This window comes from Leisingera sp. SS27 (genome assembly GCF_028368855.1).
Taxonomy (GTDB): domain Bacteria; phylum Pseudomonadota; class Alphaproteobacteria; order Rhodobacterales; family Rhodobacteraceae; genus Leisingera.
Map to the genome: position 1 here is coordinate 366568 of NZ_JAQNCY010000001.1, position 22610 is coordinate 389177.

At 62.2% G+C, this 22610-nt stretch carries 20 protein-coding genes; 11 read left to right on the forward strand and 9 right to left on the reverse strand.

Going from position 1 to position 22610, the window contains the following annotated elements; translation table 11 throughout:
- Positions 1 to 10: 10 nt before the first annotated feature.
- Together pgl and zwf are read right to left on the reverse strand one after the other, a co-directional pair.
- Positions 11 to 682, reverse strand: a complete 672-nt coding sequence (gene pgl / locus N6L27_RS01770) for a 6-phosphogluconolactonase (protein WP_271905363.1) — start codon at positions 680 to 682, stop codon at positions 11 to 13.
- A complete protein-coding gene (gene zwf, locus N6L27_RS01775; protein WP_271905364.1) occupies positions 679 to 2154 on the reverse strand; it encodes a glucose-6-phosphate dehydrogenase in 1476 nt (491 codons plus the stop codon). The genes pgl and zwf overlap by 4 nt, the downstream gene beginning before the upstream one ends.
- Positions 2155 to 2294: 140 nt before the next feature.
- Here zwf and N6L27_RS01780 point away from each other — a divergent pair, with 140 nt between their 5' ends.
- Both N6L27_RS01780 and N6L27_RS01785 read left to right on the forward strand, forming a co-directional pair.
- The gene (locus N6L27_RS01780) at positions 2295 to 3248 is read left to right on the forward strand and encodes a radical SAM protein (RefSeq protein ID WP_271905365.1); all 954 of its coding nucleotides are present in this window, start codon (positions 2295 to 2297) and stop codon (positions 3246 to 3248) included.
- A gap of 135 nt (positions 3249 to 3383) precedes the next feature.
- The gene (locus tag N6L27_RS01785; protein WP_271905366.1) at positions 3384 to 4874 is read left to right on the forward strand and encodes a caspase family protein; all 1491 of its coding nucleotides are present in this window, start codon (positions 3384 to 3386) and stop codon (positions 4872 to 4874) included.
- A 32-nt stretch (positions 4875 to 4906) separates the two neighbouring features.
- Here the strand turns inward: N6L27_RS01785 and N6L27_RS01790 are convergent, their stop codons facing one another.
- Positions 4907 to 5176, reverse strand: a complete 270-nt coding sequence (locus tag N6L27_RS01790; RefSeq protein WP_039183244.1) for an usg protein — start codon at positions 5174 to 5176, stop codon at positions 4907 to 4909.
- Positions 5177 to 5400: 224 nt separating this feature from the next.
- Here N6L27_RS01790 and gyrA point away from each other — a divergent pair, with 224 nt between their 5' ends.
- The gene (gene gyrA / locus N6L27_RS01795) at positions 5401 to 8109 is read left to right on the forward strand and encodes a DNA gyrase subunit A (protein ID WP_271906237.1); all 2709 of its coding nucleotides are present in this window, start codon (positions 5401 to 5403) and stop codon (positions 8107 to 8109) included.
- Positions 8110 to 8246: 137 nt separating this feature from the next.
- Positions 8247 to 8597, forward strand: a complete 351-nt coding sequence (locus N6L27_RS01800; protein WP_271905367.1) for a DUF6614 family protein — start codon at positions 8247 to 8249, stop codon at positions 8595 to 8597.
- A gap of 194 nt (positions 8598 to 8791) precedes the next feature.
- Here the strand turns inward: N6L27_RS01800 and N6L27_RS01805 are convergent, their stop codons facing one another.
- From N6L27_RS01805 to N6L27_RS01815, 3 genes are read right to left on the reverse strand one after another with little or no spacing between them, the layout of a single operon-like run.
- Positions 8792 to 10261 carry a carboxypeptidase M32 gene (locus N6L27_RS01805; RefSeq protein ID WP_271905368.1) on the reverse strand — a complete coding sequence of 490 codons (1470 nt, stop codon included), beginning with the start codon at positions 10259 to 10261 and terminating at the stop codon, positions 8792 to 8794.
- Positions 10262 to 10264: 3 nt separating this feature from the next.
- Positions 10265 to 11410: a heme A synthase gene (gene ctaA / locus N6L27_RS01810; protein WP_271905369.1), complete on the reverse strand. Its 1146-nt coding sequence runs from the start codon at positions 11408 to 11410 to the stop codon at positions 10265 to 10267.
- Positions 11411 to 11470: 60 nt separating this feature from the next.
- Positions 11471 to 12223, reverse strand: a complete 753-nt coding sequence (locus N6L27_RS01815) for an RNA methyltransferase (RefSeq protein ID WP_271905370.1) — start codon at positions 12221 to 12223, stop codon at positions 11471 to 11473.
- 166 nt (positions 12224 to 12389) lie between these two features.
- On the opposite strand from N6L27_RS01815, the gene N6L27_RS01820 reads away from it, so the two are divergent.
- Positions 12390 to 13022, forward strand: coding sequence for a thiamine phosphate synthase (locus N6L27_RS01820; protein ID WP_271905371.1), 633 nt, complete (start codon positions 12390 to 12392; stop codon positions 13020 to 13022).
- Positions 13023 to 13037: 15 nt separating this feature from the next.
- Here N6L27_RS01820 and N6L27_RS01825 read toward each other — a convergent pair whose 3' ends face one another.
- Entirely contained in the window at positions 13038 to 14189 is a 1152-nt protein-coding gene (locus tag N6L27_RS01825) for a HupE/UreJ family protein (RefSeq protein ID WP_271905372.1), read from the reverse strand.
- On the opposite strand from N6L27_RS01825, the gene N6L27_RS01830 reads away from it, so the two are divergent.
- The 4 genes from N6L27_RS01830 (at position 14188) to N6L27_RS01845 (ending at position 17655) form a co-directional block, all read left to right on the forward strand.
- Positions 14188 to 14997 carry a DUF4198 domain-containing protein gene (locus N6L27_RS01830; RefSeq protein WP_271905373.1) on the forward strand — a complete coding sequence of 270 codons (810 nt, stop codon included), beginning with the start codon at positions 14188 to 14190 and terminating at the stop codon, positions 14995 to 14997. The two genes, N6L27_RS01825 and N6L27_RS01830, sit on opposite strands and share 2 nt — an antisense overlap.
- Positions 14998 to 15038: 41 nt before the next feature.
- Entirely contained in the window at positions 15039 to 15947 is a 909-nt protein-coding gene (locus N6L27_RS01835) for a PfkB family carbohydrate kinase (protein WP_271905374.1), read from the forward strand.
- Positions 15944 to 16858, forward strand: coding sequence for a pseudouridine-5'-phosphate glycosidase (locus tag N6L27_RS01840; RefSeq protein WP_271905375.1), 915 nt, complete (start codon positions 15944 to 15946; stop codon positions 16856 to 16858). The genes N6L27_RS01835 and N6L27_RS01840 overlap by 4 nt, the downstream gene beginning before the upstream one ends.
- Before the next feature lie 80 nt (positions 16859 to 16938).
- Positions 16939 to 17655 carry a DUF502 domain-containing protein gene (locus tag N6L27_RS01845; protein WP_271905376.1) on the forward strand — a complete coding sequence of 239 codons (717 nt, stop codon included), beginning with the start codon at positions 16939 to 16941 and terminating at the stop codon, positions 17653 to 17655.
- Here N6L27_RS01845 and N6L27_RS01850 read toward each other — a convergent pair.
- Complete coding sequence (locus N6L27_RS01850; protein WP_271905377.1) at positions 17652 to 18680, reverse strand: patatin-like phospholipase family protein; 1029 nt, start codon at positions 18678 to 18680, stop codon at positions 17652 to 17654. The genes N6L27_RS01845 and N6L27_RS01850 overlap by 4 nt on opposite strands.
- A gap of 99 nt (positions 18681 to 18779) precedes the next feature.
- Positions 18780 to 19553, reverse strand: coding sequence for a 3-hydroxybutyrate dehydrogenase (locus N6L27_RS01855; protein ID WP_271905378.1), 774 nt, complete (start codon positions 19551 to 19553; stop codon positions 18780 to 18782).
- A 427-nt stretch (positions 19554 to 19980) separates the two neighbouring features.
- On the opposite strand from N6L27_RS01855, the gene N6L27_RS01860 reads away from it, so the two are divergent.
- The gene (locus N6L27_RS01860) at positions 19981 to 21696 is read left to right on the forward strand and encodes an extracellular solute-binding protein (protein WP_271905379.1); all 1716 of its coding nucleotides are present in this window, start codon (positions 19981 to 19983) and stop codon (positions 21694 to 21696) included.
- A gap of 72 nt (positions 21697 to 21768) precedes the next feature.
- On the forward strand, positions 21769 to 22602 hold the full coding sequence (locus N6L27_RS01865) for an arsenate reductase/protein-tyrosine-phosphatase family protein (protein ID WP_271905380.1): 834 nt from the start codon (positions 21769 to 21771) through the stop codon (positions 22600 to 22602).
- The last annotated feature ends 8 nt before the right edge of the window (positions 22603 to 22610 follow it).

Here is a 22610-nt window from a genome sequence, read left to right on the forward strand (position 1 = left end):
TTTCCAGTATTCAAGGCGCCCAATGGACTGACGCCTCGGACAGAACAGCTTGAATGGGGGCGTCTTCCGGCGGCAGCGACATCGCCTGCTCCAGCGCCTTGCGCTTGGCATCGCCGAAGATCACCAGATGCTTGGCAATGGCCTCATCCAGCACCCTGGCCGTCAGGCTGATCCGCGCCTCGGGCTGGCTGTCCGGCCGCATCACCGCCAGCGGCGGAGCGTTCGTGGCCAGCGCCGCCTCAATTCCGGCAGTACCGGGAAACAGCGAAGCCGTATGCATGTCTTCGCCCATGCCCAACAGCAGCACAGACAGCGGCAATTCCGGCACCACCAGGCTTTCAAGCTCTGCCAGCACGTCTTCCGGTTCCCGCTCCGGAACATGGAACGGAAGGAACTGCGCACTCGCAGCCCGGCTCTGCAGCAGCCGCTGGCGGATCATCGCCGCGTTAGAGCGGGCATGCTCCTGCGGCACCCATCGCTCATCTGTCGCCATGACGTGCACCCGGTCCCATTCGATATCCGCGGCGCATAGATCATCAAAAATCAGCCCTGGCGAGGTCCCGCCCGCAACTGCAAAGGACACCGTGTCGTGATGCAGAAGATGAGTCTTCAGATCCCCGGCGATTTCATTTGCAACTTCAATCGCCAGCATGTCCCGATCAGGATATTCGTTGAATTTCATGGGTTGATCCCCCTCCATTCCCGCCCGTCGCGGCGCATCAGCAAATTGGCGTCCTCCGGCCCGGTGGTACCGCTAACGTAGGGTTTAGGCACATCGCCGCGGGATTTCCAGCCCTCAATTACCGGATCGGTCCAGGCCCAGGCGGCTTCGACCTCGTCGCCCCTCATAAACAACGTCTGGTTGCCGCGCACAACATCCATGATCAGCCGTTCATAGGCATCCGGCGGATCGCCGCCCTCTGGCCCAAGTGCCTCGGCAAAACTCATGTCCAGCGGCACATCGATCAGCCGCATCCCGCCCTGCCCTGGCTCCTTGATGGTCACGCTGAGGGTGATGCCTTCGTTCGGCTGCAGACGGATCTTCAGGTGGTTGGCATGCCGCCCGGCCTCGGCGCCGAAGATCGAATGCGGCGCGTCCTTGAACATCACGTTGATGACGGATGACCGGTTCACCAGACGCTTGCCGGTCCGCAGATAGAACGGCGTGCCCGCCCACCGCCAGTTGCTGATATGCGCCTTCAGCGCCACATAGCTCTCAGTGGTGCTGCGCGGGTTGCCGACCAGCCCGCGGTAGGATGGATGCGGCGCTTCGGGGTCCAGGCTGGCCTGATACTGGCCGCGCACGATGTGGTGCGGCTCCACCGGTTCCATCGCCCGGATTACCTTCAGCTTCTCATCGCGGACCGCGTCAGGGTCGAACTTCGCGGGCGGTTCCATCGCGATCAGGCACAGAAGCTGCATCAGGTGGTTCTGCATCATATCGCGCATGGCGCCCGCGCGCTCATAATACTCCTCACGGCCTTCAACACCGACTGTCTCGGCCACGGTGATCTGGATGTGATCCACGTACTGGCTGTTCCACAGCGGCTCAAACAGCATGTTGCCGAAGCGGACCGCCATCAGGTTCTGCACCGTCTCCTTGCCCAGATAATGGTCGATCCGGTAGATCTGGCCCTCGTCAAAGTGGCTGGCCAGCGTCCGGTTCAGCTCCCGTGCGGTTTCCAGATCACGGCCAAAGGGTTTTTCCACCACGATCCGCGTATCCGCGTTGGCCAGCCCATGCCGGTGCAAACGCTCTGCCAGCGGCCCGAACAGGCCGGGTCCGACCGAGAAATAGAACACACGGACCGGCACATCCTCCGCCGGGCGCAGCTGCCGGCTCAGCTCCTGCCAGCCCTGCTCTCCCAGGGCATCCAGCGCCACATAGCTGATCCGCTCCAGAAACGCCTCCAGCGCGCCGCCGCCGCAGGCCTTAGGCCCTGCATGCGCGCGCAGCGCTTCAGCCACAACGGTCCGGTACTCTGCGCTGGTCAGGCTGGTGCGCGCGGCACCGATGATCCGCTCATCCCCCTCCAGCTGGCCGGCGCAATGGCGCCGGAACAGCGCTGGCAGAATCTTGCGCTGCGCCAGATCGCCCGTACCGCCGAAAATCACCAGGTCAAAAGGGTCGACCGGTATCACACGCGAAACCATTCTTGTTCTTCCTGTCTCCGCCGGTGCAGGCGCGGCACACCGCCGCTCACATCCCTGTCATGTGCCTGCCCGGCCGCTTTCATTTCCCGCCCAGTATAAGGTAGCTTGCCGCGAAAGGAACTGCTCCGAAGGACATCCGCATGAAAGACCTGCAAAAATCTGCCGCCAACCTAGGCAAGTTCCAAGACGCCTTTGTGACGGCAGACGGTCAGCAGCGGGCTTCAGTGCCGCTCAGCCATCCGGAAACCCTTTGGTTCAATACCGGCACCCTTTGCAATATCGAATGCAGCAACTGCTACATCCTCAGTTCTCCGACAAATGACGCGCTGGTCTATCTGTCCGAAGCGGAAGTGCAGGACTACCTAGACCAGATTGAGGAGCGCAACTGGCCCATTCGGGAAATCGGCTTCACCGGCGGCGAGCCCTTCATGAACCCGGAGATGATCCCAATGGCCCGCGCCGCGCTGGAGAGGGGGTTCGAGGTTCTGATCCTGACCAACGCCATGCGCCCGATGATGCGCAAGACGGTCAAGACAGGTCTTCTGGCCCTGCGAGAAAACTACGGTGACAAACTGACCCTGCGCATATCGGTCGACCATCACAGCGCCGAACTGCACGATAAGGAACGCGGCGCCGGCAGCTTTGCCAAGACCATCGAAGGCATGGAATGGCTGCGGGACAACGGTTTTGCAATGGCAGTGGCAGGCCGCACCGTCTGGGGGGAGAGCGAAGCTGAGGCCCGCGCAGGCTATGCCGCGCTGTTTGCCGAACACGGCTTTGCAATCGACGCGCAGAACCCGGGCCAGACCGTGCTGTTCCCCGAAATGGACGAAACCGTCGAAGTCCCCGAAATCACTACCGCGTGCTGGGGTATTCTGAACAAGACACCGGACAGTGTGATGTGCGCCTCGTCCCGTATGGTCGTGAAGCGCAAAGGCGCCGGCAGCCCCGCTGTGCTGGCCTGCACCCTTCTGCCCTACGCGCCGGAGTTTGAGCTGGGCAGGACCTTGGCCGAGGCAGAGCGCCCGGTACAACTGAACCACCCGCATTGCGCCAAGTTCTGCGTCCTCGGCGGCGCCAGCTGTTCGGCCTGAAACCGCAACACGCTTTGACCTAACGGCAGCGGGATGGCACCATGGCGCCATATTGTCTGCCGGGGTTCCATCATGCGTTTTCTGTTTGCTCTTTTTCTGTGTCTTATTCCCATCGCGGCATCAGCACAGAACCGGATGGCGCTGGTCGTTGGCAACAACAGCTATTCTGACGTCCCCGTTCTGGCCAAGGCCCGCGCGGATGCTCAGTCCATTGGCACAAAACTCAATGAGCTGGGTTTCACCGTCACTACTGCTCTGGACCAGGACCGCCGCGGACTGAACAAGAAAATCTCTGAATTCACCGCCCGTCTGGAACCCGGCGATGCGGCCTTTGTCTTCTTTGCCGGCCACGGGGTGGAGATCGACGGCGAGAACTACCTGCTGCCCACGGACATTGCGGCCCCCAGTGCTGGCGGCAGCGACTTTGTGAAATCCGAATCCATTGCCCTTTCGGATCTTCTGGACCGCGTCCGCAAGACCGGCGCCCGCTCCGCCGTGGTGGTCATAGACGCCTGCCGCAACAACCCGTTCGAACTGGTCGAGGGCCGCAGCATCGGCACCACCCGCGGCTTGGGCCGTATTGCGGCCCCGCAAGGCACCTTCGTGATCTTCTCCGCCGGCGCTGGCCAGCTGGCGCTGGACCGGCTGAACGAGCAAGACACCGCAGAAAATTCCGTCTTCACCCGTGCGCTGCTGCCGCTGCTGTCCGAACCGGGGCTGGAGCTGCGCACGCTGGTGGCAGGACTGCGGCGCGAGGTGCGCGATCTGGCACTGACCGTCCAGCACCGCCAGGTGCCTGCCTATTATGATGAAATGCTGGGGGAATTCTATTTCACACAAGCCGCCCTGCCAGCTGAACCTGCGCCCTTGCCTGCAAGCACAATGCAGACAGATTTTGAGGTCGCCCGTTCGATAGGAACTCCTCAGGCCCTCGACAGCTTCCTGGAACGCTACACGGGCCGCGAAGACGAATACACCTACACGGTTGCCCTGCAGCTGCGGCAAGGCCTGGAGCCCACGCACCCCCTGCCGGAAGCAGCCGCTGAACAATTGCCGGAACCGCCTGACGTTCCGGTCATCCCGGACTCCAAGGCGGTGATGCGCGACACACAGGCAGCGCTGAACGAAATCGGCTGCCACTCTGGACGCCCCGACGGAATTGCCGGCCCCCGCACCCGCAGCGCCTTTGCCGCCTATCTGGCAGCGGCAGACAGCACCCTCGGCGCCGATGATCTGGGCACCGCCCACGCGCTGGAAGAACTGCGCCAGAAGTCGGGGGAAATCTGCAAACCTGCGCCCGGAACTGCCTCCGCCCGGGCACCTGCACCAGCAAAAGCCGCTGCGCCGCTGGCAGGCGCCTGGAAGTTCAAGGCAACCTGCGCCCTGGTGGTCAAGGTCACGGGAAACGTCCATTACACCCATGCAGGCGGCAATAAATACCACGGGCGGCTCAGCGACTCACTGGGCCAGAACGCCAACACTGAGGTCTATCTGAACGGCCAGCAGATCAGCGGCACGGATTATTTTCCCGGCATCACCGTCACCTGGCGCGGCCGTCTTGCCGCGGACGGGCGCAGTTTCACCTCCAGCGGCTCAACCGGCTGCGCGGTCTATGCCTGGCGCTGATCCGGAACAATGGATTTGACCGGTGAATATGGTCAGTGGATCTGAAATTCTCCGACCACGTTGCGCCATTCGCCGGGGCCGATCATCTTGCGGTGATTGAACCGCACCGAATGCAGCGGCCCTTCGATCTCGCGATGCCAGAATTCGATGAACTCAAACAGCCGCGGGTGGTCCGGCGCGAGGTCGTATTGCTGCCAGACAAAGGTATTCAAAACATGGATATGATCCGGCATGTGATAGGTGAATTCTGCCGTGGTCAGCCCGTATCCCTTGAGCATCAGCTCGGTTTCGCTGGTCTCCATCTCTAGCCTCCAATTCTTACCCCCTCAGATTGATGCTAGGCTGCAATTGGTTAATTTCCTCAAAAACAGTGCGTTACCGATGCGTGAACAGCAGGTTTCCGGCTTTCGGGGGCTGTGTGCTTGCGCCCCATATACGGTCTCTGATAGGGTGCGAACACAATATATAGACCCAGAAGAAAGAGCGGGCAGCCAACGTGAGCGATACGCCGGAAACTCCTGAAAACATGGACGAAAACCTGCCGGAACGCCCGGCCTATGACGGGCCGACCGTTTCCATCGAAACCGAGATGCGCAACTCGTATCTCGACTATGCGATGTCGGTCATCGTCAGCCGCGCGATTCCGGACCTGCGGGACGGTCTGAAACCGGTGCACCGCCGCATTCTCTATGCGATGCACGAATCCGGCAACAGCCATGACAAGGCCTACCGCAAGTCGGCGCGTCCAGTGGGCGACGTGATGGGTAAATACCACCCGCACGGCGACAGCGCGATCTATGACGCACTGGTGCGCATGGCGCAGGACTTCTCGATGTCGCTGCCTCTCTTGGATGGCCAAGGCAACTTCGGCTCGATGGACGGCGATAATCCTGCGGCCATGCGTTACACCGAAGTGCGGATGGACAAACCAGCCGCCTTCCTTCTGTCTGACATCGACAAGGAAACTGTCGATTTTCAGGACAACTACGACGGCAAGGACCGCGAGCCCACCGTGCTCCCGGCCCGCTTCCCGAACATGCTTGTCAATGGCGCCGGCGGCATCGCGGTCGGCATGGCCACCAACATCCCGCCGCACAACCTGGGCGAAGTGATCGACGCCACTCTGGCACTGATCGAGGATCCGGATCTGACCAGCGAGCAGCTGATCGACTATATCCCCGGTCCCGACTTCCCGACCGGCGGTGTGATGCTGGGCCGCTCCGGTGCGCGCAAGGCGTACCTAGAGGGCCGCGGCAGCGTGATCATCCGCTCGAAAACCCGCGTCGAAGAGATCCGCAAGGACCGCTATGCCATTGTCGTGGACGAGATTCCCTATCAGGTGAACAAGGCCGCGATGATCGAGAAGATCGCCGAGCAGGTCCGCGAGAAGAAGATCGAGGGCGTCGCCCATGTTCAGGACGAATCCGACCGCAACGGCGTGCGGGTTGTTGTTGAACTCAAACGCGACGCCACGCCCGAGGTGGTGCTGAACCAGCTGTTCCGCTTCACCCCCATGCAGACTTCCTTTGGCTGCAACATGCTGGCCCTGAACGGCGGCCGGCCCGAACAGCTGACCCTGCGCCGTTTCCTGACTTCCTTCATCGATTTCCGCGAGGATGTCGTGGCCCGCCGTACTGCGCACCTGCTGCGCAAGGCCCGCGAGCGCAGCCACATCCTGTGCGGTCTGGCTGTGGCGGTCTCCAACGTCGATGAAATCGTCGCAACGATCCGCTCCTCCGCGGATGCGGCTGAAGCGCGTGAAAAGCTTATGACCCGGCGCTGGCCAGCCGCCGATATTGCAGACTACATCCGCCTGATCGACGATCCGACTCATAAGATGAACGACGACGGGACCTATAACCTGTCGGAAACCCAGGCCCGGGCAATCCTGGAATTGCGGCTGCAGCGCCTGACCCAGATCGGCGTCAAGGAAGTCACCGACGAACTGGAAGAACTGGCAGCCAAGATCAAGGAATACCTTGAGATTCTGTCCTCGCGCGAGCGCATCATGGGCATCATCGGCGATGAGCTGCGCGAAGTTCGTGACAACTTCGCCGTGCCGCGCCGAACCGAGATTGTCGACTGGTCCGGCGACATGGAAGACGAGGACCTGATCGAGCGCGAGGACATGGTTGTGACCGTGACCTCCGGCGGCTACATCAAGCGTACTCCGCTTGCCGACTTCCGCGCCCAAAAGCGCGGCGGCAAGGGCCTGAGCGGCATGCAGACCAAGGAAGAGGATGTGGTGACCACGCTGTTTGTGGCCAACACCCACACCCAATTGCTGTTCTTCACCACCGACGGCATGGTCTACAAGCTCAAGACCTGGCGTCTGCCGCAATCGGGGCGCACCGGCAAGGGCAAGGCGATCGTCAACATCCTGCCGATCCCCACAGGCGTTTCCATCGCTGCCATCATGCCGGTCGATGTGCCGGATGAGGAATGGGAAAACCTGCAGGTGGTCTTTGCTACCTCCGGCGGAGACGTGCGCCGCAACCGTCTGTCGGACTTCACCAACGTCCGCCGCAACGGCAAGATCGCAATGAAACTGCCGGAAGACGGCTCCGTTAAACTGGTGAACGTGCGCATCTGCTCGGAAGATGACGACGTGATGCTGTTCACCAATTCGGGCCGCGCCATCCGCTTCCGCTCCACCGACGTGCGCGTGTTCAACTCGCGCGAATCCACCGGTGTCCGCGGCATCAAGCTGACCGGCGAGGACGATGTGGTCTCGATGTCGGTGATCCGCCACTCCAAATACACACCGGAGCAGCGTACCGCCTACCTCAAAATGCGCCGCGCGATGGCCGGTCTGACCGACGATGCCGAGGCCTCGGATGAGGACGCACCGGAGGATCCAAATTTCTCCACCGAGCTTTATGCAGAGATGTCTGCGGCGGAGAACCTGATCCTGACGATCACCTCGGGCGGTTCCGGTAAACTCTCGTCCTCGCACGACTACCCGGTGCGCGGCCGCGGCGGCATGGGTGTGACCGCGATGGACAAGGCGATGCGCGGCGGCGAGATCGTTGCCTCCTTCCCGGTGGAAATGGACGACCAGATCATGCTGGCGACCTCCAAGGGACAGTCGATCCGGGTTCCGGTCGATGGCATTTCCTTCCGCTCTCGCTCTGCCGGCGGTGTGCGGGTGTTCAACACCGGCAAGGGCGAGGAAGTTGTCTCTGTCGCTTGGATTGCCGAGAACGGCGAGGAAGAGGATGGCAGCGAGGAATAAGCCCCTTACGCCCCATCCCATTGGAAACATTAAACGCCGTCCCGTTGCCGGGGCGGCGTTCGCTTTGTTAACGGCCCCCTAACAGATCTTGGATATTGTTGCGGCAAGTTCTGATTTCTCATGAAGGGATTGCCCCAATGAACTTGTACCACTGCTCCATCGACCTGCAGCATGAGGCTAAGGCGCTGAGTTTTGCCAGTGCGGTCGATCAATGGATGGGATACTTGCAGGAACGCGGCGTGGTCCAAAGCTGGCGCCTGCTGCGGCGCAAACTGGACATGGCCAGCGACAATTGCCGCGACTTCCTCCTGGAGATCGAATTCCGGGACATGACCCAGTTGGATCAGGCCTTCCGGGTGCTGGGTGAGCATGACGAGGAGGTTGAGAAGCTCTATTCCCACGTCAGGGCTTTGATCGCCACCGCCGACATCGGTCTCTACCGGCCCTTCCCGGATCCGGAACGGGCGGAGCGGATGGCGCTGATCTGACGGGCAGATGCCTCAGACCAGGGTGGCTCCCAGCACATAACTGGCAAAGATCAGGTAGGCGACGGCTGTATGCATCAGATTACTCTCTTACTCACACCCCCAAGGATTAAGAGAATACTGTTAAAATGCGGCATTTTCGGGGCAGCGGGATTTCCGCTGCCGCCAGAGGGCCTTAGCGGTAGTTCAAACCCGATTCAGAGATCGTAGAGCAGGCTGAACTTCTCTTCGAGGTAGGCCAGCAGCGGCGCGTGGCCGGGCTCCATGCCGGAGGCGTGCCTGATGGTTTCGCGCGGGCTGCGCAGGCCGCCGTGCTGCTGCAGGTTTTCCTTCAGCCAATTGGTTGCGCCTTCGGTGTTGCCTTCCGCCAGCTCTGCATCCAGCCCCGGCACATCCCGCCGCAGCGCCTGATACAGGCAGCCGGCATAGACATTGCCCAGCGTGTAGGTCGGGAAATACCCGAACAGGCCCACCGACCAGTGCACATCCTGCAAACAGCCGTTGGACGGTTTGTCCACGGCATAACCGAAGTCCGCCTCGAACCGGTCGTTCCAGGCCGTTTCCAGATCCTTCACCGCCAGATCGCCGCTCATCAGCGCGCGCTCCAGGCCGAACCGCATCATGATATGGAGGTTGTATTGCAGTTCATCCGCTTCTGTCCGGATATAGCCCTTGTGCACCGTGTTCACGGCGGCATAGAAAGCATCCGCATCGGCAACACCAAAGTCGCCAAAGGCGTCCTTCATCTCACCGAACAGCCAGCCGGTAAAGGCGCGGCTGCGGCCGATCTGGTTCTCATAGATCCGGCTCTGGCTTTCATGCACCCCCATGGACACGCCGCTGCCCAGCGGGGTCAGCAGGTAATCGCGGCTGATGTTCTGCTCATAGGCGGCATGGCCGACCTCATGAATGGTGGAATAAAAGCAGTTGAACGGATCGCTTTCGCTGGTCCGCGTGGTGATCCGCACGTCCAGCCCCGCGCCGGAGCAGAACGGATGCACTGCCTTGTCGACCCGGCCGTGGGACATGTCATAGCCGAACTGCCTGGCGAGCTTTCGGGTCAGCTTCATCTGCACGGCTTCGTCAAATGTGCCGGTCAGCCCCTTTGGCGCGGGTTTTTCCAGCACCTTGGCACGCAATTCCACCAGTCCGGGGCGCATGGCATCAAAGATCTCCGCGATCGCAGCCCCTGTCATGCCATGCTCATAGTCCTCGACCATGGCGTCATAGACATCACCGCCCGCCGCCAGCGCCAGTCCCTCCTCGCGCTTCAGCGCAACGACTTCCTCCAGCACCGGGACAAAACCCGCCACGTCCTCATCCGCCCGCGCCGCGGCCCATTGGCCCTGCGCGACAGAAGTAACCTGAGCGATCTTCTTGGCCAGATCGGCGGGCACCTTGACGGTGCGCTCATAGCTGCGGCGGATTTCGCGCAGCTGCGCCTCACCTGCCTCATTGGGGGCAACCGCTTGCTCCAGCCACTCCGCCACCCGCGGGTCGCTGCGGCGGGCGTGCAGCACCGCCTCCATCGCGGCCATCTCCTCACCCCGCTGCGGCGCCGCCCCGCGCGGCATCATGGTTTCCTGATCCCAGCCCAGACGGCCCGCAATCTGCCCCAGCGCCTGGGTTTCGCGCTGGAAGGCCATCAATTCGACAAATGCGCTCATAATTCATTGATCCTTGATCGAGGTTGCAATGGGATAGGCAGACAGGAAGCGGGCGCGCAGGATCAGTACCCATACGCCCACAGCCACCAGCTGGTGGGTAATCGCGGCGTGCAGCGGCGCAGCATAAACCACGGTGATGATCCCCAGCAAAACTTGCACGGAGAGCGCCGCAAAAACGGCATTGAACGCGAAACGGGTGCGCGCGTGGGCCGAGTTGCGTCCCCGCAGCCAGGCGACCACAGCAAAGGCAAACAGCAGATAGCCTGCCACCCGGTGAATGAACTGCACCAGACCGGGGTTTTCGAAGAAGTTCTTCCACACCGGGTCGATCATGAAGGGGTTCGGAGGGATCACCTGCCCGCCCATCAGCGGCCAGTCGGTATAGGAGCGGCCCGCGTCAATCCCTGCGACCAGCGCGCCCAGCAAAATCTGCAGGAAGGCAAAATGCATCAGGCCCGTAGACAGGCTGAACAGCTTGGCTTCCTTGGCGCGGCGCGCCTGCATCAGCTCGCGCTCTTCGCGGCCCAGCATCAGCACATACCAGGCAATGAAGCCAAGGATCACGAACGCCAGCCCCAGATGCACCGCCAGCCGGTAGGAGGCCACCGCAGTCATCCCCTCGCCCTGGGTGACGCCAGAGGCCACCATCCACCAGCCGATGGCGCCCTGCACGCCGCCCAGAAGGCCAGGCAGCAGCAGTCGGCCGGTCCAGCCCGCCGGGATCTTGCGGGCCGCAAAGAAGCCAAGGAAGCCGAGCGCCCAGACTACGCCAATGAAACGTCCCAGCTGGCGGTGGCCCCATTCCCACCAGTAGATCTCTTTGAAATCAGACAGTTCCATCCACTGGTTCTGGATGCGCCACTGGTCGATTTCCTTGTACTTGTCGAATTCAGCCTGCCATTCCGTTTCGGACATCGGCGGGATGGCTCCGGTCACGGGGCGCCATTCTGTGATCGACAGGCCAGAGTCTGTGAGCCGCGTCAGACCGCCCACCACGATCATTGCAATCACAAGCGCAAACAGCACCATCAGCCAGGCGCGGATCGCCTTGCGGGCGCCGCCGCGGCCGCGGTCGATCAGCCCCGGCTGGCCTGCGGGCGCGTCCTTTTTCTCGCCCTCAACCTCTTCGAAAATGCTGCGCTTGCTCATGCTTGCCTCTTTGTCTGTGGTGCCAAGCTAGGGGCGGGTTATTCAAAGGTCCAGAGCGGCTTACTCGCCGCCACGCTCTTTCCAGCGGACCATCTGCCGCATGATCCCGTGCAGCATCTGCACATCCGAGCGGGTCATCCGCATCCGGGACCACAGGTTGCGCAGGTTGGTCTTCATGCCTTCGGCCTTTTCCGGCGGGAAGAAGAAGCCCGCCTCGTCCAGCCGGTCCTCGTAATGCTCCACCAGTTTTTCAACCTCAACACCGGTGGCCCACTCGCCCTTGCGGCCAAGGTCGGTGGTTTCTTGCAGCACTTCGCCGGATTGGCGCATCCATTCATAGCCCGTGAGCAGCACGCACTGGCCCAGGTTCAGCGAGGCATAGAGCGGGTTCACCGGCACCGAGATGATGGCGTTCGCCTTGGCGATATCCTCGTTTTCCAGCCCGGCACGTTCCGGGCCGAACATCACCGCGACCTTTTCGCCCGCTGCGATCTTCTCAGCCGCGATCTGCATGGCGCGTTCAGGGCTGTAGACAGGTTTGGTCAGGCCGCGCTGGCGGGCGGTGGTGGCGAACACATAAGTACAGTCGCCCAGCGCCTCCGGCACATCCGCACAAAGCTGCGCCTCGTCCAGCAGCCGTCCCGCACCCGAAGACATCGCCACCGCCTTGGGGTTCGGCCAGCCGTCGCGCGGCGCCACGATGCGCATCCGGTCGAGGCCGAAGTTCCACATCGCCCGCGCCGCGGCACCGATATTCTCGCCCATCTGCGGGCGGACAAGGACAAAGGCGGGCTGGGGCGTATCGGTGGGCATCGTATTCTCCGGCAAAATCGGCACTGCTGTACTGCCCGCGCGGCTGCGGGGCAAGGTCCAGCGCGGGTTTGGGCTTAATTTACCGGGGCTTCACCACCGCAAATCCTTGCGTCCTGCAAGAAATCGGCTAAACACCGTCAAACCGCCTGAACAATGGAGCACCGCCATGGGAAGCCCTGCTGACGCACCGGAGCAGCCGCAGATCTATCTGATTTCCCCGCCGAGTTTCGAGCTGGGCAAATTCCCCGGCCAGCTGGCGCGGGTGCTGGATGAGGTCGACGTGGCCTGTGTGCGCCTGGACATGGCGAGCCGCGATCAGGACACCCTCAGCCGCGCTGGCGATGCGCTGCGCGAAGTGACCATGGCGCGCGATGTGGCGCTGGTGATCTCCGACCATCAGATCCTGGCGGAACGGCTGGGCCTGGACGGCGTGCATCTGACCGATGCGTCCAAATCCATCCGCACCGCGCGCAAGGCGCTGGGGCCGGATGCGATTGTCGGCTGTTTCTGCGGCGCCTCGCAGCATGACGGCATGGTGGCCGGTGAGGCAGGCGCGGATTACGTGAGCTTTGGCCCGGTGGGCACCTCCGGCCTGGGCGATGGCGCGCAGGCAGAAGCAGACCTGTTTGAATGGTGGTCCAAGATGATCGAGGTGCCGGTTGTGGCCGAGGGCGGCCTGACTGAGGATCTGGTGCGCGGCATCGCGCCCTATACAGACTTCTTTGGCATTGGTGATGAGATCTGGCACACGGAAGACCCGTTGGCTGCGCTCAAGGTGCTGCTGCGGGCGATGGGCTGACGTTCTGCAGGGTGTTTACAGGAACACCCGCTCCACAAACCAGTAACCGCCGATCATCGCGATGGTGACAGAGGCCGGGATCGCCACCCGGCCGCGGTACTTCGGATGCCGCCCGAACCACAGACGCACCCCGAGGTAAGCGACGGCAATCACCGCCAGCTGGCCGAATTCCACCCCCACGTTGAATCCAATGAGCGCGGGCAGGAACTGATTTTCAGGCAAACCGAACTCCCCCAGCACAGAGGCAAAGCCGAGCCCGTGCAACAGCCCGAATCCAAAGATCACGAAACTGCGCCATGTGTGCAGCTTGCGGGCGAAGATGTTCTCGACCGCAACAAACACGATCGACAAGGCAATCAGCGGTTCGACAATGGCGGGGTTCACATTGACTATGCCCAGCGCGCCCAGCGCCAGCGTGATGGTATGCGCCACCGTAAACAGGCTCACCTGCAACAGCAGCGGCTTCACCCGCGGGCTAAGGAAGAACAGCCCAAGCACAAACAGGATATGATCCAGCCCCTTGGGCAGGATGTGGGTAAAGCCGACAGGAATGTACTCCATGAAGGCCTCAACCGGCGTCTTGGCCGCGCCGCCTCCCAATGGGATCGGCGGTGAGGTCTCTCCGCCTTGCAGGTATCCCGTATACGGCTCATCCACCCCGTTCTGCCGCAGAACCACCCCGCCAGACCCCTTGGGCCAAGTGATACGCAGGCTGCCTGTGCCCGGAGGAATGCCCCCGGCCAGTTCCAGGAAGGACGCCCGCGGCAGGCTGGCGTCGCCGACCTCCGGTATGGTGATCCGTGTGACATCCAGATCAACAGGCTCCGCTGCACGAATGGAGACCGTCTCCAGCCATTCCTCCGCAAAGAGCTTGACCATTGGGGTCAGCTCTTCCGGCGTCAGCGCCCGCAGTTCATCGTAGTCAGCGGCCTGTGCGGTCTGGTTGGTATCTGAGAGCCCATCGAGGTTTATGCCCGCAACAAAGGCCTCCACGTTCAGACGCAGTTCCAGCGTGATCTGCCCGTCCTTCACCGTAAAATCTGCAATCGCGGGCGTGACCTCATGCGCGCGGGCTGGGGACGCAGCTATTGCAACCACACAGAACAGCAGCGCAAATAGGCTCTGCAGCCAAATGATGCCGCGTCTGACAGCCAAGGACATTTCCATGCAATACCGCCTGTTCTGCTCAATTCTTTGTGCCGGGCTGACCCTTGGGGCCTCGCCAGTGTTATCCCACGAGTTTTGGATTGAGCCGCAGAAATATCAAGTGAATTCCGGGGAGCCGGTGGTGGCTAAACTGCGCAACGGACAGGAGTTCAACGGGGCGGAGCAGCCCTATTTGGATCACCGCATCGCCCGGTTCGAGGTTTTTCAGGGCGGAACCGCCGTGCCCTACCTTGGCCGCATGGGGGATATGCCCGCCTTTGCCGCCAGCACCTTGCAGGACGGGCTAGCCGTGATGATCCACCAGACCCGGCCGCAGACCATTACCTATGACAGCTGGAAAGAGTTCCAAGCGTTCATTGATCACAAGGCTTTTGGCGATATCCGCACACAGCACCAGGCGCGCGGTCTGCCGGACGCGGGATTCGTTGAGCAGTACACCCGCTATGCCAAGGCGCTGGTTGCCATTGGCGATGGCAAAGGAGCGGACAAAGCCACCGGGCTGGAGACCGAGATCGTGGCCCTGGCCAATCCCTATACGGACAACCTGGCAGACGGGCTTCGGGTCCGGGTACTGTATCAGGGTGCTCCGAGGGCAGACGCGCAGGTTGAGGTGTTTGCCCAGGCCCCGGATGGCACAGTCTCCATCACGACCCAGCCAACGGACGTGAGGGGGGAGACCATCGTCCAGGTTGCTCCCGGACACAGCTATCTGCTGGACGCCGTGGTTCTGCGCCCTGCCCCCGATGGCAAGGATTACGTTTGGGAAAGCCTTTGGGCGGCCCTGACATTCGCGGTGCCCGCCCGGTGAAGCGGCTTGCAGAGGCCTGCCAAAGGCGGCAATAGGTCAATATGACACAAGCCCCAAACTCTCAGACACCCGCCATCCTGTGCATCGGGTCGGTCCTGTGGGACATCATCGGCCGCTGCACCAGTGAAATGCAGCGCGGATCGGACATGCCCGGGCGCATCACCCGGCTGCCCGGCGGCGTTGCCATGAACATCGCCATGACCCTGTCGCGCTTTGGTGTGAAGCCTGCATTGCTGACCGCCGTGGGCCGCGACCCCGAAGGTGACGAGCTGATCCATGCCTGCGGCCACTTCGGCCTGATCACCGATCACATCTACCGCTCCGAGGACCTGCCCACCGACCGCTACATGGCTGTCGAGGGCGCCAACGGGCTGATTGCCGCCATTGCCGACGCGCATTCGCTGGAGGCTGCAGGCGACAAGATCCTGCGGCCGCTGTCCGATGGCTCGCTGGGCACAGAGGCCGCACCCTATGAGGGCCAGGTGGCGCTGGATGGCAACCTGACCCTGTCGCTCTTGGATGACATCGTCGCCAGCCCGGCCTTTGCCAAGGCCGACCTGCGCGTGGCGCCTGCTTCGCCGGGCAAGGCGGAACGGCTGCGCCCCTTCCTGACCCGCACCCGCGGCACGCTCTATGTGAACCTGGAAGAGGCCGGCATCCTGTGCCAGGCGGAGTTCACCGACAGCGAAACTGCCGCCACAGCGATGCTGGACCGTGGTGCCGCGCGGGTGCTGGTCACCGATGGCGGCGCCTCTGCCACCGTGGCCGATACCGAGGGCACCATCACCCTGCACCCGCCCCGCGTCACCGTTGCCCGCGTGACCGGCGCAGGCGATACCTTCATGGCCGCCCATATCGTTGCCGAGGCACGGGGCGAAGACCGCAAGACCGCTTTGGCCTCAGCCCTCAAGGCTGCGGCGACCTACGTTTCAGGAGAACCCCCGCTTTGATCGACATTCAGTATTCGTCAGAGGTTCAGGCCGCCAAGGCCGAGAACCGCGCTATTGTTGCGCTGGAAAGCACCATCATCACCCACGGCATGCCGTACCCGCAGAATGTCGAGGTCGCAGCACAAGTGGAGCAGGACATCCGCGATGCCGGCGCCGTGCCGGCCACCATGGCAGTGATTGATGGCGTGCTGCATGTAGGTCTGGAACCCGATCAGCTGCAGGCGCTGGGTCAGGCCAAGGGCGTTGCCAAGATCTCCCGCGCGGACATGCCTGCCTGTATCGCCACTGGCGGCACAGGCGCGACCACCGTGGCAGCAACCATGATTGCGGCACGGCTGGCCGGCATCTCCGTCTTTGCCACCGGCGGCATCGGCGGTGTCCACAAGGGGGCTGAAACCACATTCGACATCTCCGCCGACCTGCTGGAGCTGGCGCAGACCCCGGTGACGGTGGTAGCCGCAGGCGCCAAGGCAATCCTTGACCTGCCGAAAACGCTGGAAGTGCTGGAAACCCAGGGCGTGCCGGTGATTGCCTACGGGCAGGACAGCTTTCCCGCCTTCTGGTCCGCCCAGTCAGACCTGAATGCGCCGCTGCGCATGGACGCGCCCGCTGAAATCGCCCGCGCCCATGCCACCCGCCAGGCCATGGGCCTGCCCGGCGGCCAGCTGATTGCCAACCCGATCCCGGCAGACGCCCAGATCGCGGCAGAGGAACTGGCACCGGTGATTGCCCAGGCCCAGTCCGAAGCAGATGCCCAAGGCGTCGCAGGCAAAGATGTGACCCCCTTCCTGCTGTCCCGCATCTTCGAGCTGACCGAAGGCCGCTCGCTTACTGCGAACATCGCACTGGTGCGCAACAATGCGCGGCTGGCGGCAAAGATCGCACAGGAACTCAACAATCTCGCACAATGAGTTGATTTTTGGGGCGGAAACCATTGCTCCGCCCCAAAACAGTGCCTAGGTTCCACGCGGAATTCCTGGAAAACTGATCTATGACCACGCCATTCGACGAAGAACCCCAACGCCGCCGCGGCCTGTTCGCCAGCCTGCGCGCCTCCTTCTTTACGGGCATCGTCGTGATCGCGCCGGTGGGGCTTACCATCTGGCTCTTGTGGTCTGTCATGGGCTGGATCGACAGCGTGGTGCTGCCGCTGGTGCCGCACACGTTCCGGCCTGAGCAGTATATCGGCATCAACCTGCGCGGCGTCGGGCTGATCATCTTCCTGCTGTTCACCATCATCGTCGGCTGGATCGCCAAGGGCATCATCGGCCGCTCGCTTATCACCTTTGCCGAAAGCCTGGTGGACCGGATGCCGGTCGTGCGCACGGTCTATTCCGGCATCAAGCAGATCTCCGAGACCGTCTTTGCCCAGTCCGAGCGCAGCTTTGAAAAGGCCTGCCTGGTGCAATACCCGCGCAAGGGCATCTGGGCCATCGGCTTCATCTCCACCCATGCCAAAGGTGAGATTGCCAAGCGCGCGGAAACCAGCGGCGGGCTGGTCAGCGTCTTTCTCCCAACCACGCCGAACCCCACATCCGGCTTCCTGCTGTTTGTACCGGAGGAGGACGTGATCGAACTGGACATGACGGTGGAGGACTCGGCAAAACTGGTGATCTCGGCAGGCCTCGTCTACCCGAACCCCAAGGACCCCACCAAACCAGTGGAGAACGGCAAGAAGCCGAAGGCCCTGGAAAAAGAAGACGCCTAGCCGAACATTGCCGGCAGATCAGCCGACGAACGCACCCCAAGGTTTTCCCGGTTCTGGGTCAGAAACCCCTCTGCCGCATCCCGTCCTGCCTGCTTCAGCCGTGCCAGGATCTGCGGCACAGGGAACAGCTTGGTGGTGACCGACAGCTGCGTCATCAGATCGTCATCCGCGATCATATGCACCCGCACCTCTTTCATCCGCCCCTGCTGAATGGTGCCATCGGCCAGCAGCCGCTGCACGAAGTTGATCGCCCTGAGCTCCCGCAGCAGCGAGGAGTTGAAGCTGATCTCGTTCACCCGGTTGCGGATCTGCTGCGGGGTCTTGGGGACCTCCTCCCGCTCCAGCGGGTTGATGTTCACAATCACCACATCCCCCGGCAGCGCGTCGTGGAACAGCGGAAACAGCGCCGGATTGCCGGTATAGCCGCCGTCCCAATAGGCTTCCATCCTGCCGGTTTCAGGGTCCTCGATCTCCACCGCCTGGAACAGGTCCGGCAGGCAGGCGGACGCCAGGATGGCATCGGTGCTGATCTCCTCCGCCTCGAAGATGCGGATCTTGCCGGTCCGCACGCAGGTTGCACAGATGAACAGCTCCGGCCCTTCGCCTGCACAGACCTCGGCAAAATTGAACGTCTCAACCACCTCGCGCAGCGGGTTCTTGTAGAACGGACCGTAATGATAAGGAGAGATCACCTGGCTGAGGCTTTCCAGCGGCGAAAACGGCATCGCCGCCTCCAGCGCGCCAGCCCAGGCCACCGCGTCGAACCGCGTCAGCCAATGATTGAACCGCATGTCGCCGACCGCGCCCATCCGCGCCCAGAGCCCGTCCAGCGCAGCCTTGGCACCCGCGCGCCCATCCTGCACCATCCCGGCCTTGAACGCAGCGCCGTTCAGCGCGCCGGCTGACGTTCCGGTGATGCCCGCAACCTCGATCTCTTCCTCTTCCAGCAGCCGGTCTAGCACGCCCCAGGTAAAGGCCCCATGCGCCCCGCCGCCCTGCAGGGCCAGATTAATCCGTGTCACCACATGCCACCTGCCAGTTTCACCTTTGTGAAAATACTCCGGGGGTGAATTGCCCCAAAGGGCAAGAGGGGGCCGGCCCCCTCCCGCCGTTTCCCCGAAAGCCTACAGCGCGGTCCAGCCGCCGTCGACGCTGATGGTGGTGCCGGTAATCTGCGCCGCCGCGTCCGAACACAGGAACACGGCAGTGCCGCCCAGCTGCTCCACCGTTGCGAACTCGCGGCTCGGCTGGCGCTCCAGCATCACCTTCTTGATCACCTCTTCCCGGCCCATGCCGTATTTCTCCATGGTGTCGGGGATCTGCGCCTCCACCAGCGGTGTCAGCACATAGCCCGGGCAGATCGCATTGCAGGTGATCGGCTCCTCAGCGGTTTCCAGCGCCACTGTCTTGGTCATGCCGACCACGCCGTGCTTGGCGGCCACATAGGCGGCTTTGTAGGGCGAGGCGGTCAGCCCATGCGCTGACGCAATATTTACGATCCTTCCCCAGCCTGCTGCGCGCATCTTCGGCAGCGCCGCCGCCATGGTGTGGAAGTTCGAATTCATGTTGATGGCGATGATGGCATCCCACTTTTCCTGCGGAAACGAGTCGATTGGCGACACATGCTGGATGCCGGCATTATTGATCAGGATATCGCAGGCCCCGGCCTTTTCGATCAGCGCCCGGCAGTCGGCGCCCTTGGACATATCGGCCTGCACGTACTGGGCCTTGACGCTGAACTCACGGGCGAGTTCAGCTGCCAGCGCGTGATCCTCCTCCCGGTCGGTAAAGGAGTTGAGCACCACATTGGCCCCTGCGCGTGCCAGCTCTCGGGCCACCCCCAGGCCAATCCCTGAATTCGATCCGGTGATAACGGCGGTCTTGCCTTGCAATGTCATCGCACCCTGCCCCTTGGCTGATTGAAACTGCCGCTACTGTGCCATGCTGCAAATGCAAAAGAAACGCGTAAGACTACGGATGCCGCAAAGGTCATTCCTGCTATTTTCACCGCTCGCAAATGAGAGAAACGGGCAGAAAAAAACGCCCGCACAAGGCGGGCGTTAGTTATTGAGGCAGGTTTCATACAGGCAAGAAACCTATCGAGCAGTGATCCCTTTATAAGCAATTTCCGGCTTTCGTCCAAGCTAAAAGTTTGAAAAGACGAAAAAGCGCACGTAGCGTGCGGAGGCAAGAAAATAAGGGCAGAGCGGGATTGTTGTGAATCAGCGAAAAGAAAATTTCCGGACTCTTCGCGCGGCACTGGCTGGAATCACCCTGGCAGTTACCGCGAATTATGCGCTGGCAGAATCGGCCCATGGCATAGCTATGTACGGCGACCCCGCACTGCCACCGGATTTTGTGTCTTTACCCTATGCGAACCCGGACGCGCCGAAAGGCGGCAAAGTTGTGTTCGGCAACACCGGAGGCTTTGACAGCCTCAACCCGTTCACCCTCAAGGGGACCACTCCGTGGCAGCTGAGGTTCTGGGGATACGAGAGCCTGATGGGCCGTTCCTGGGACGAACCGTTCACCCTTTACGGTCTTCTGGCCGAATCGATTGAGGTGCCGGAGGACCGGTCCTGGGTCGAATTCACCCTGCGGCAGGAGGCCCGATTCTCGGACGGAAGCCCGGTGACCGTCGACGATGTGATCTGGTCCTACGAGACATTGGGCACCAAAGGCCATCCGCGTTACCGCGGATTTTGGACCAAGGTGGAGACCATCGAACAGACCGGGCCGCGCAGCCTGCGGCTGACCTTCAACGTCGAGGACCGCGAGCTGGCGCTGATCGCCGGCTTGCGCCCGATCCTTCAGAAGGCGCAGTGGGAGGGACTGGAATTCAACTCCGATGAAATCAATGGCGCACCCGTTGGGACTGGAGCTTATGTGGTCAATGCCTATGAGCCCGGCCGCTTTGTCACCCTCACCCGCAACCCGGACTATTGGGGCAAGGACCTGCCCCTGCGCCTCGGCACCCAGAACTTTGATGAGCTGCGCATCGACTTCTTCGGCGATGAAACCGTGCTGTTCGAGGCCTTCAAGGCGGGCGAGCTGAGCGCGGTGCGCGAGTTCAATGCCGACAAATGGGACAGTGTTTACAGATTCCCGGCGATCAACCGCGGCGACGTTGTCAAAAGCGAGATCCCGCATCAGCGCCCTTCCGGCATGACCGGGCTGGTGATGAACACCCGCCGCGCACCGCTGGACGACTGGCGCGTGCGCGAGGCACTGCTGCTGGCCTTTAACTTCGAGTACATCAACGGCACGGTGACCGGCGGCACCCAACAGCGTATCTCCTCTTATTTCTCCGGCTCGGTTCTGGGCATGCGCCCCGGCCCGGCAAAGAGCAAGGTGCGGTCTTTGCTGGATCCCTTTGCGGACGGCCTGCTGCCCGGCACGCTGGAGGGTTACACCCTACCCCAGGGCGACGGCAGCAAACGCAACAGAGGCAACCTGCGCAAGGCGATGAAACTGCTGGCTGACGCCGGCTGGACCGTGACCGATGGGGTGCTGCGCAATGGGGAGGGTACCGCGCTGGACCTCAGCGTGCTGATCCGCCAGGGCGACGGCGAGATGAAGACGGTCACAGAAATTTACGCCCGCGCGCTGGAGCGGCTGGGCATCACCCTGACGGCTGAGACCGTGGACAACGCGCAATATGCCGAACGGGAGAACGCCTATGACTTTGATCTCACCCGGTTCCGCCGGGAACTATCGCTGAGCCCCGGCAACGAGCAGCGGTACTACTGGGGCAGCGACGGCGTGGATCAGCCCGGCAGCCGCAACCTGATGGGCATGGACAGTCCGGCGGCGGAGGCGATGATTGACGCCATGCTGACCGCTACGGAGCCTGAGGATTTCACGGCCGCGGTTCGGGCGCTGGACCGGGTGCTGACCGCCGGGCGCTATGTCATTCCATTCTGGAGCTTTGACACCGGCCGCATCGCCCACATCAAGGAGATGCGCTTCCCGGAGAACCTGCCGATTTATGGCGACCGCACCGGGTTCATGCCGGACGTTTGGTGGTATCAGCAAGACTGACTGCGCAGGAAGGTTCTGCGCGCAACACCAAGTCTGTTGACAGCCGCAGACTATTTCCATATTTCACGAAATATGGAAATAGAACTATCGGAAAAACTCGCCGCTTTGGCGCACCCGAACCGGCTGGCACTGTTCCGGCTGCTGATGCGGCGCTACCCGGATGGCGTGCCGGCAGGCGAGATTGCGCAAGCGCTGGAGTTCAAGGCCAATACCGCGTCTTCCTATCTGTCAGCCCTGAAAAACGCTGGCCTGATCACCCAACAGCGCTGCGGCACCTCTTTGATTTATGCTGCGGACCTGCCTGGCCTGCGAGGCATGTTCGACGGCCTGCTATCCGGCTGCTGCCGAAACAGGCCCGATATCTGCGCCTCTGTCACCGGGGTAGAAAAGATTTTGCCGACAACCGAACGTCCGTTTGATGTCCTGTTCGTCTGCACTGGCAACTCTGCCCGGTCCCTGTTGGCCGAAGCCATACTGAACCAGGAAGGCGGCGGCAGGTTTCGCGCTTTCTCTGCAGGAACCCGGCCCTCGACAGGGCCTCACCCGGAGGTGATATTGCTGCTGCAGGCCAAGGGTATTGATACCGGCAGCCTGCGTTCCAAGGACCTGGAACAGTTTTCCGTGCAGGACGCGCCGCAGATGGATTTCATCTTCACCGTCTGCGACCACGCCGCCAATGAGGAATGCCCGGCCTGGCCCGGCCAGCCGATGAGCGCCCACTGGGGCCTCGCCGATCCGGTCAAAGCCGAAGGTACCGACGCCGAACGCCGCCTTGCCTTCCAGCAGGCCTATGGTCTGCTCAGAAACCGGATCAAGGCGTTTGCATCACTGCCTTTTGAAACCCTCGACCGCATGTCGCTGCAGCACCGGCTTGACGGCATCGGCCAACTGAATTCATCCGACTGAAACGAAAG

Bases quoted from the DNA above. Each gene is read 5' to 3' on its own strand.
- N6L27_RS01805 (WP_271905368.1), bottom strand. From the start codon at position 10,261: ATGAGCGCATTTGTCGAATTGATGGCCTTCCAGCGCGAAACCCAGGCG.
- N6L27_RS01860 (WP_271905379.1), top strand. From the start codon at position 19,981: ATGTACGGCGACCCCGCACTGCCACCGGATTTTGTGTCTTTACCCTAT.
- N6L27_RS01780 (WP_271905365.1), top strand. From the start codon at position 2,295: ATGAAAGACCTGCAAAAATCTGCCGCCAACCTAGGCAAGTTCCAAGAC.
- N6L27_RS01800 (WP_271905367.1), top strand. From the start codon at position 8,247: ATGAACTTGTACCACTGCTCCATCGACCTGCAGCATGAGGCTAAGGCG.
- N6L27_RS01830 (WP_271905373.1), top strand. From the start codon at position 14,188: ATGCAATACCGCCTGTTCTGCTCAATTCTTTGTGCCGGGCTGACCCTT.
- zwf (WP_271905364.1), bottom strand. From the start codon at position 2,154: ATGGTTTCGCGTGTGATACCGGTCGACCCTTTTGACCTGGTGATTTTC.
- N6L27_RS01790 (WP_039183244.1), bottom strand. From the start codon at position 5,176: ATGGAGACCAGCGAAACCGAGCTGATGCTCAAGGGATACGGGCTGACC.
- N6L27_RS01855 (WP_271905378.1), bottom strand. From the start codon at position 19,553: ATGACATTGCAAGGCAAGACCGCCGTTATCACCGGATCGAATTCAGGG.
- ctaA (WP_271905369.1), bottom strand. From the start codon at position 11,410: ATGAGCAAGCGCAGCATTTTCGAAGAGGTTGAGGGCGAGAAAAAGGAC.
- N6L27_RS01865 (WP_271905380.1), top strand. From the start codon at position 21,769: ATGGAAATAGAACTATCGGAAAAACTCGCCGCTTTGGCGCACCCGAAC.
- N6L27_RS01820 (WP_271905371.1), top strand. From the start codon at position 12,390: ATGGGAAGCCCTGCTGACGCACCGGAGCAGCCGCAGATCTATCTGATT.
- N6L27_RS01785 (WP_271905366.1), top strand. From the start codon at position 3,384: ATGGCGCTGGTCGTTGGCAACAACAGCTATTCTGACGTCCCCGTTCTG.
- N6L27_RS01825 (WP_271905372.1), bottom strand. From the start codon at position 14,189: ATGGAAATGTCCTTGGCTGTCAGACGCGGCATCATTTGGCTGCAGAGC.
- gyrA (WP_271906237.1), top strand. From the start codon at position 5,401: ATGGACGAAAACCTGCCGGAACGCCCGGCCTATGACGGGCCGACCGTT.
- pgl (WP_271905363.1), bottom strand. From the start codon at position 682: ATGAAATTCAACGAATATCCTGATCGGGACATGCTGGCGATTGAAGTT.
- N6L27_RS01815 (WP_271905370.1), bottom strand. From the start codon at position 12,223: ATGCCCACCGATACGCCCCAGCCCGCCTTTGTCCTTGTCCGCCCGCAG.
- N6L27_RS01845 (WP_271905376.1), top strand. From the start codon at position 16,939: ATGACCACGCCATTCGACGAAGAACCCCAACGCCGCCGCGGCCTGTTC.
- N6L27_RS01835 (WP_271905374.1), top strand. From the start codon at position 15,039: ATGACACAAGCCCCAAACTCTCAGACACCCGCCATCCTGTGCATCGGG.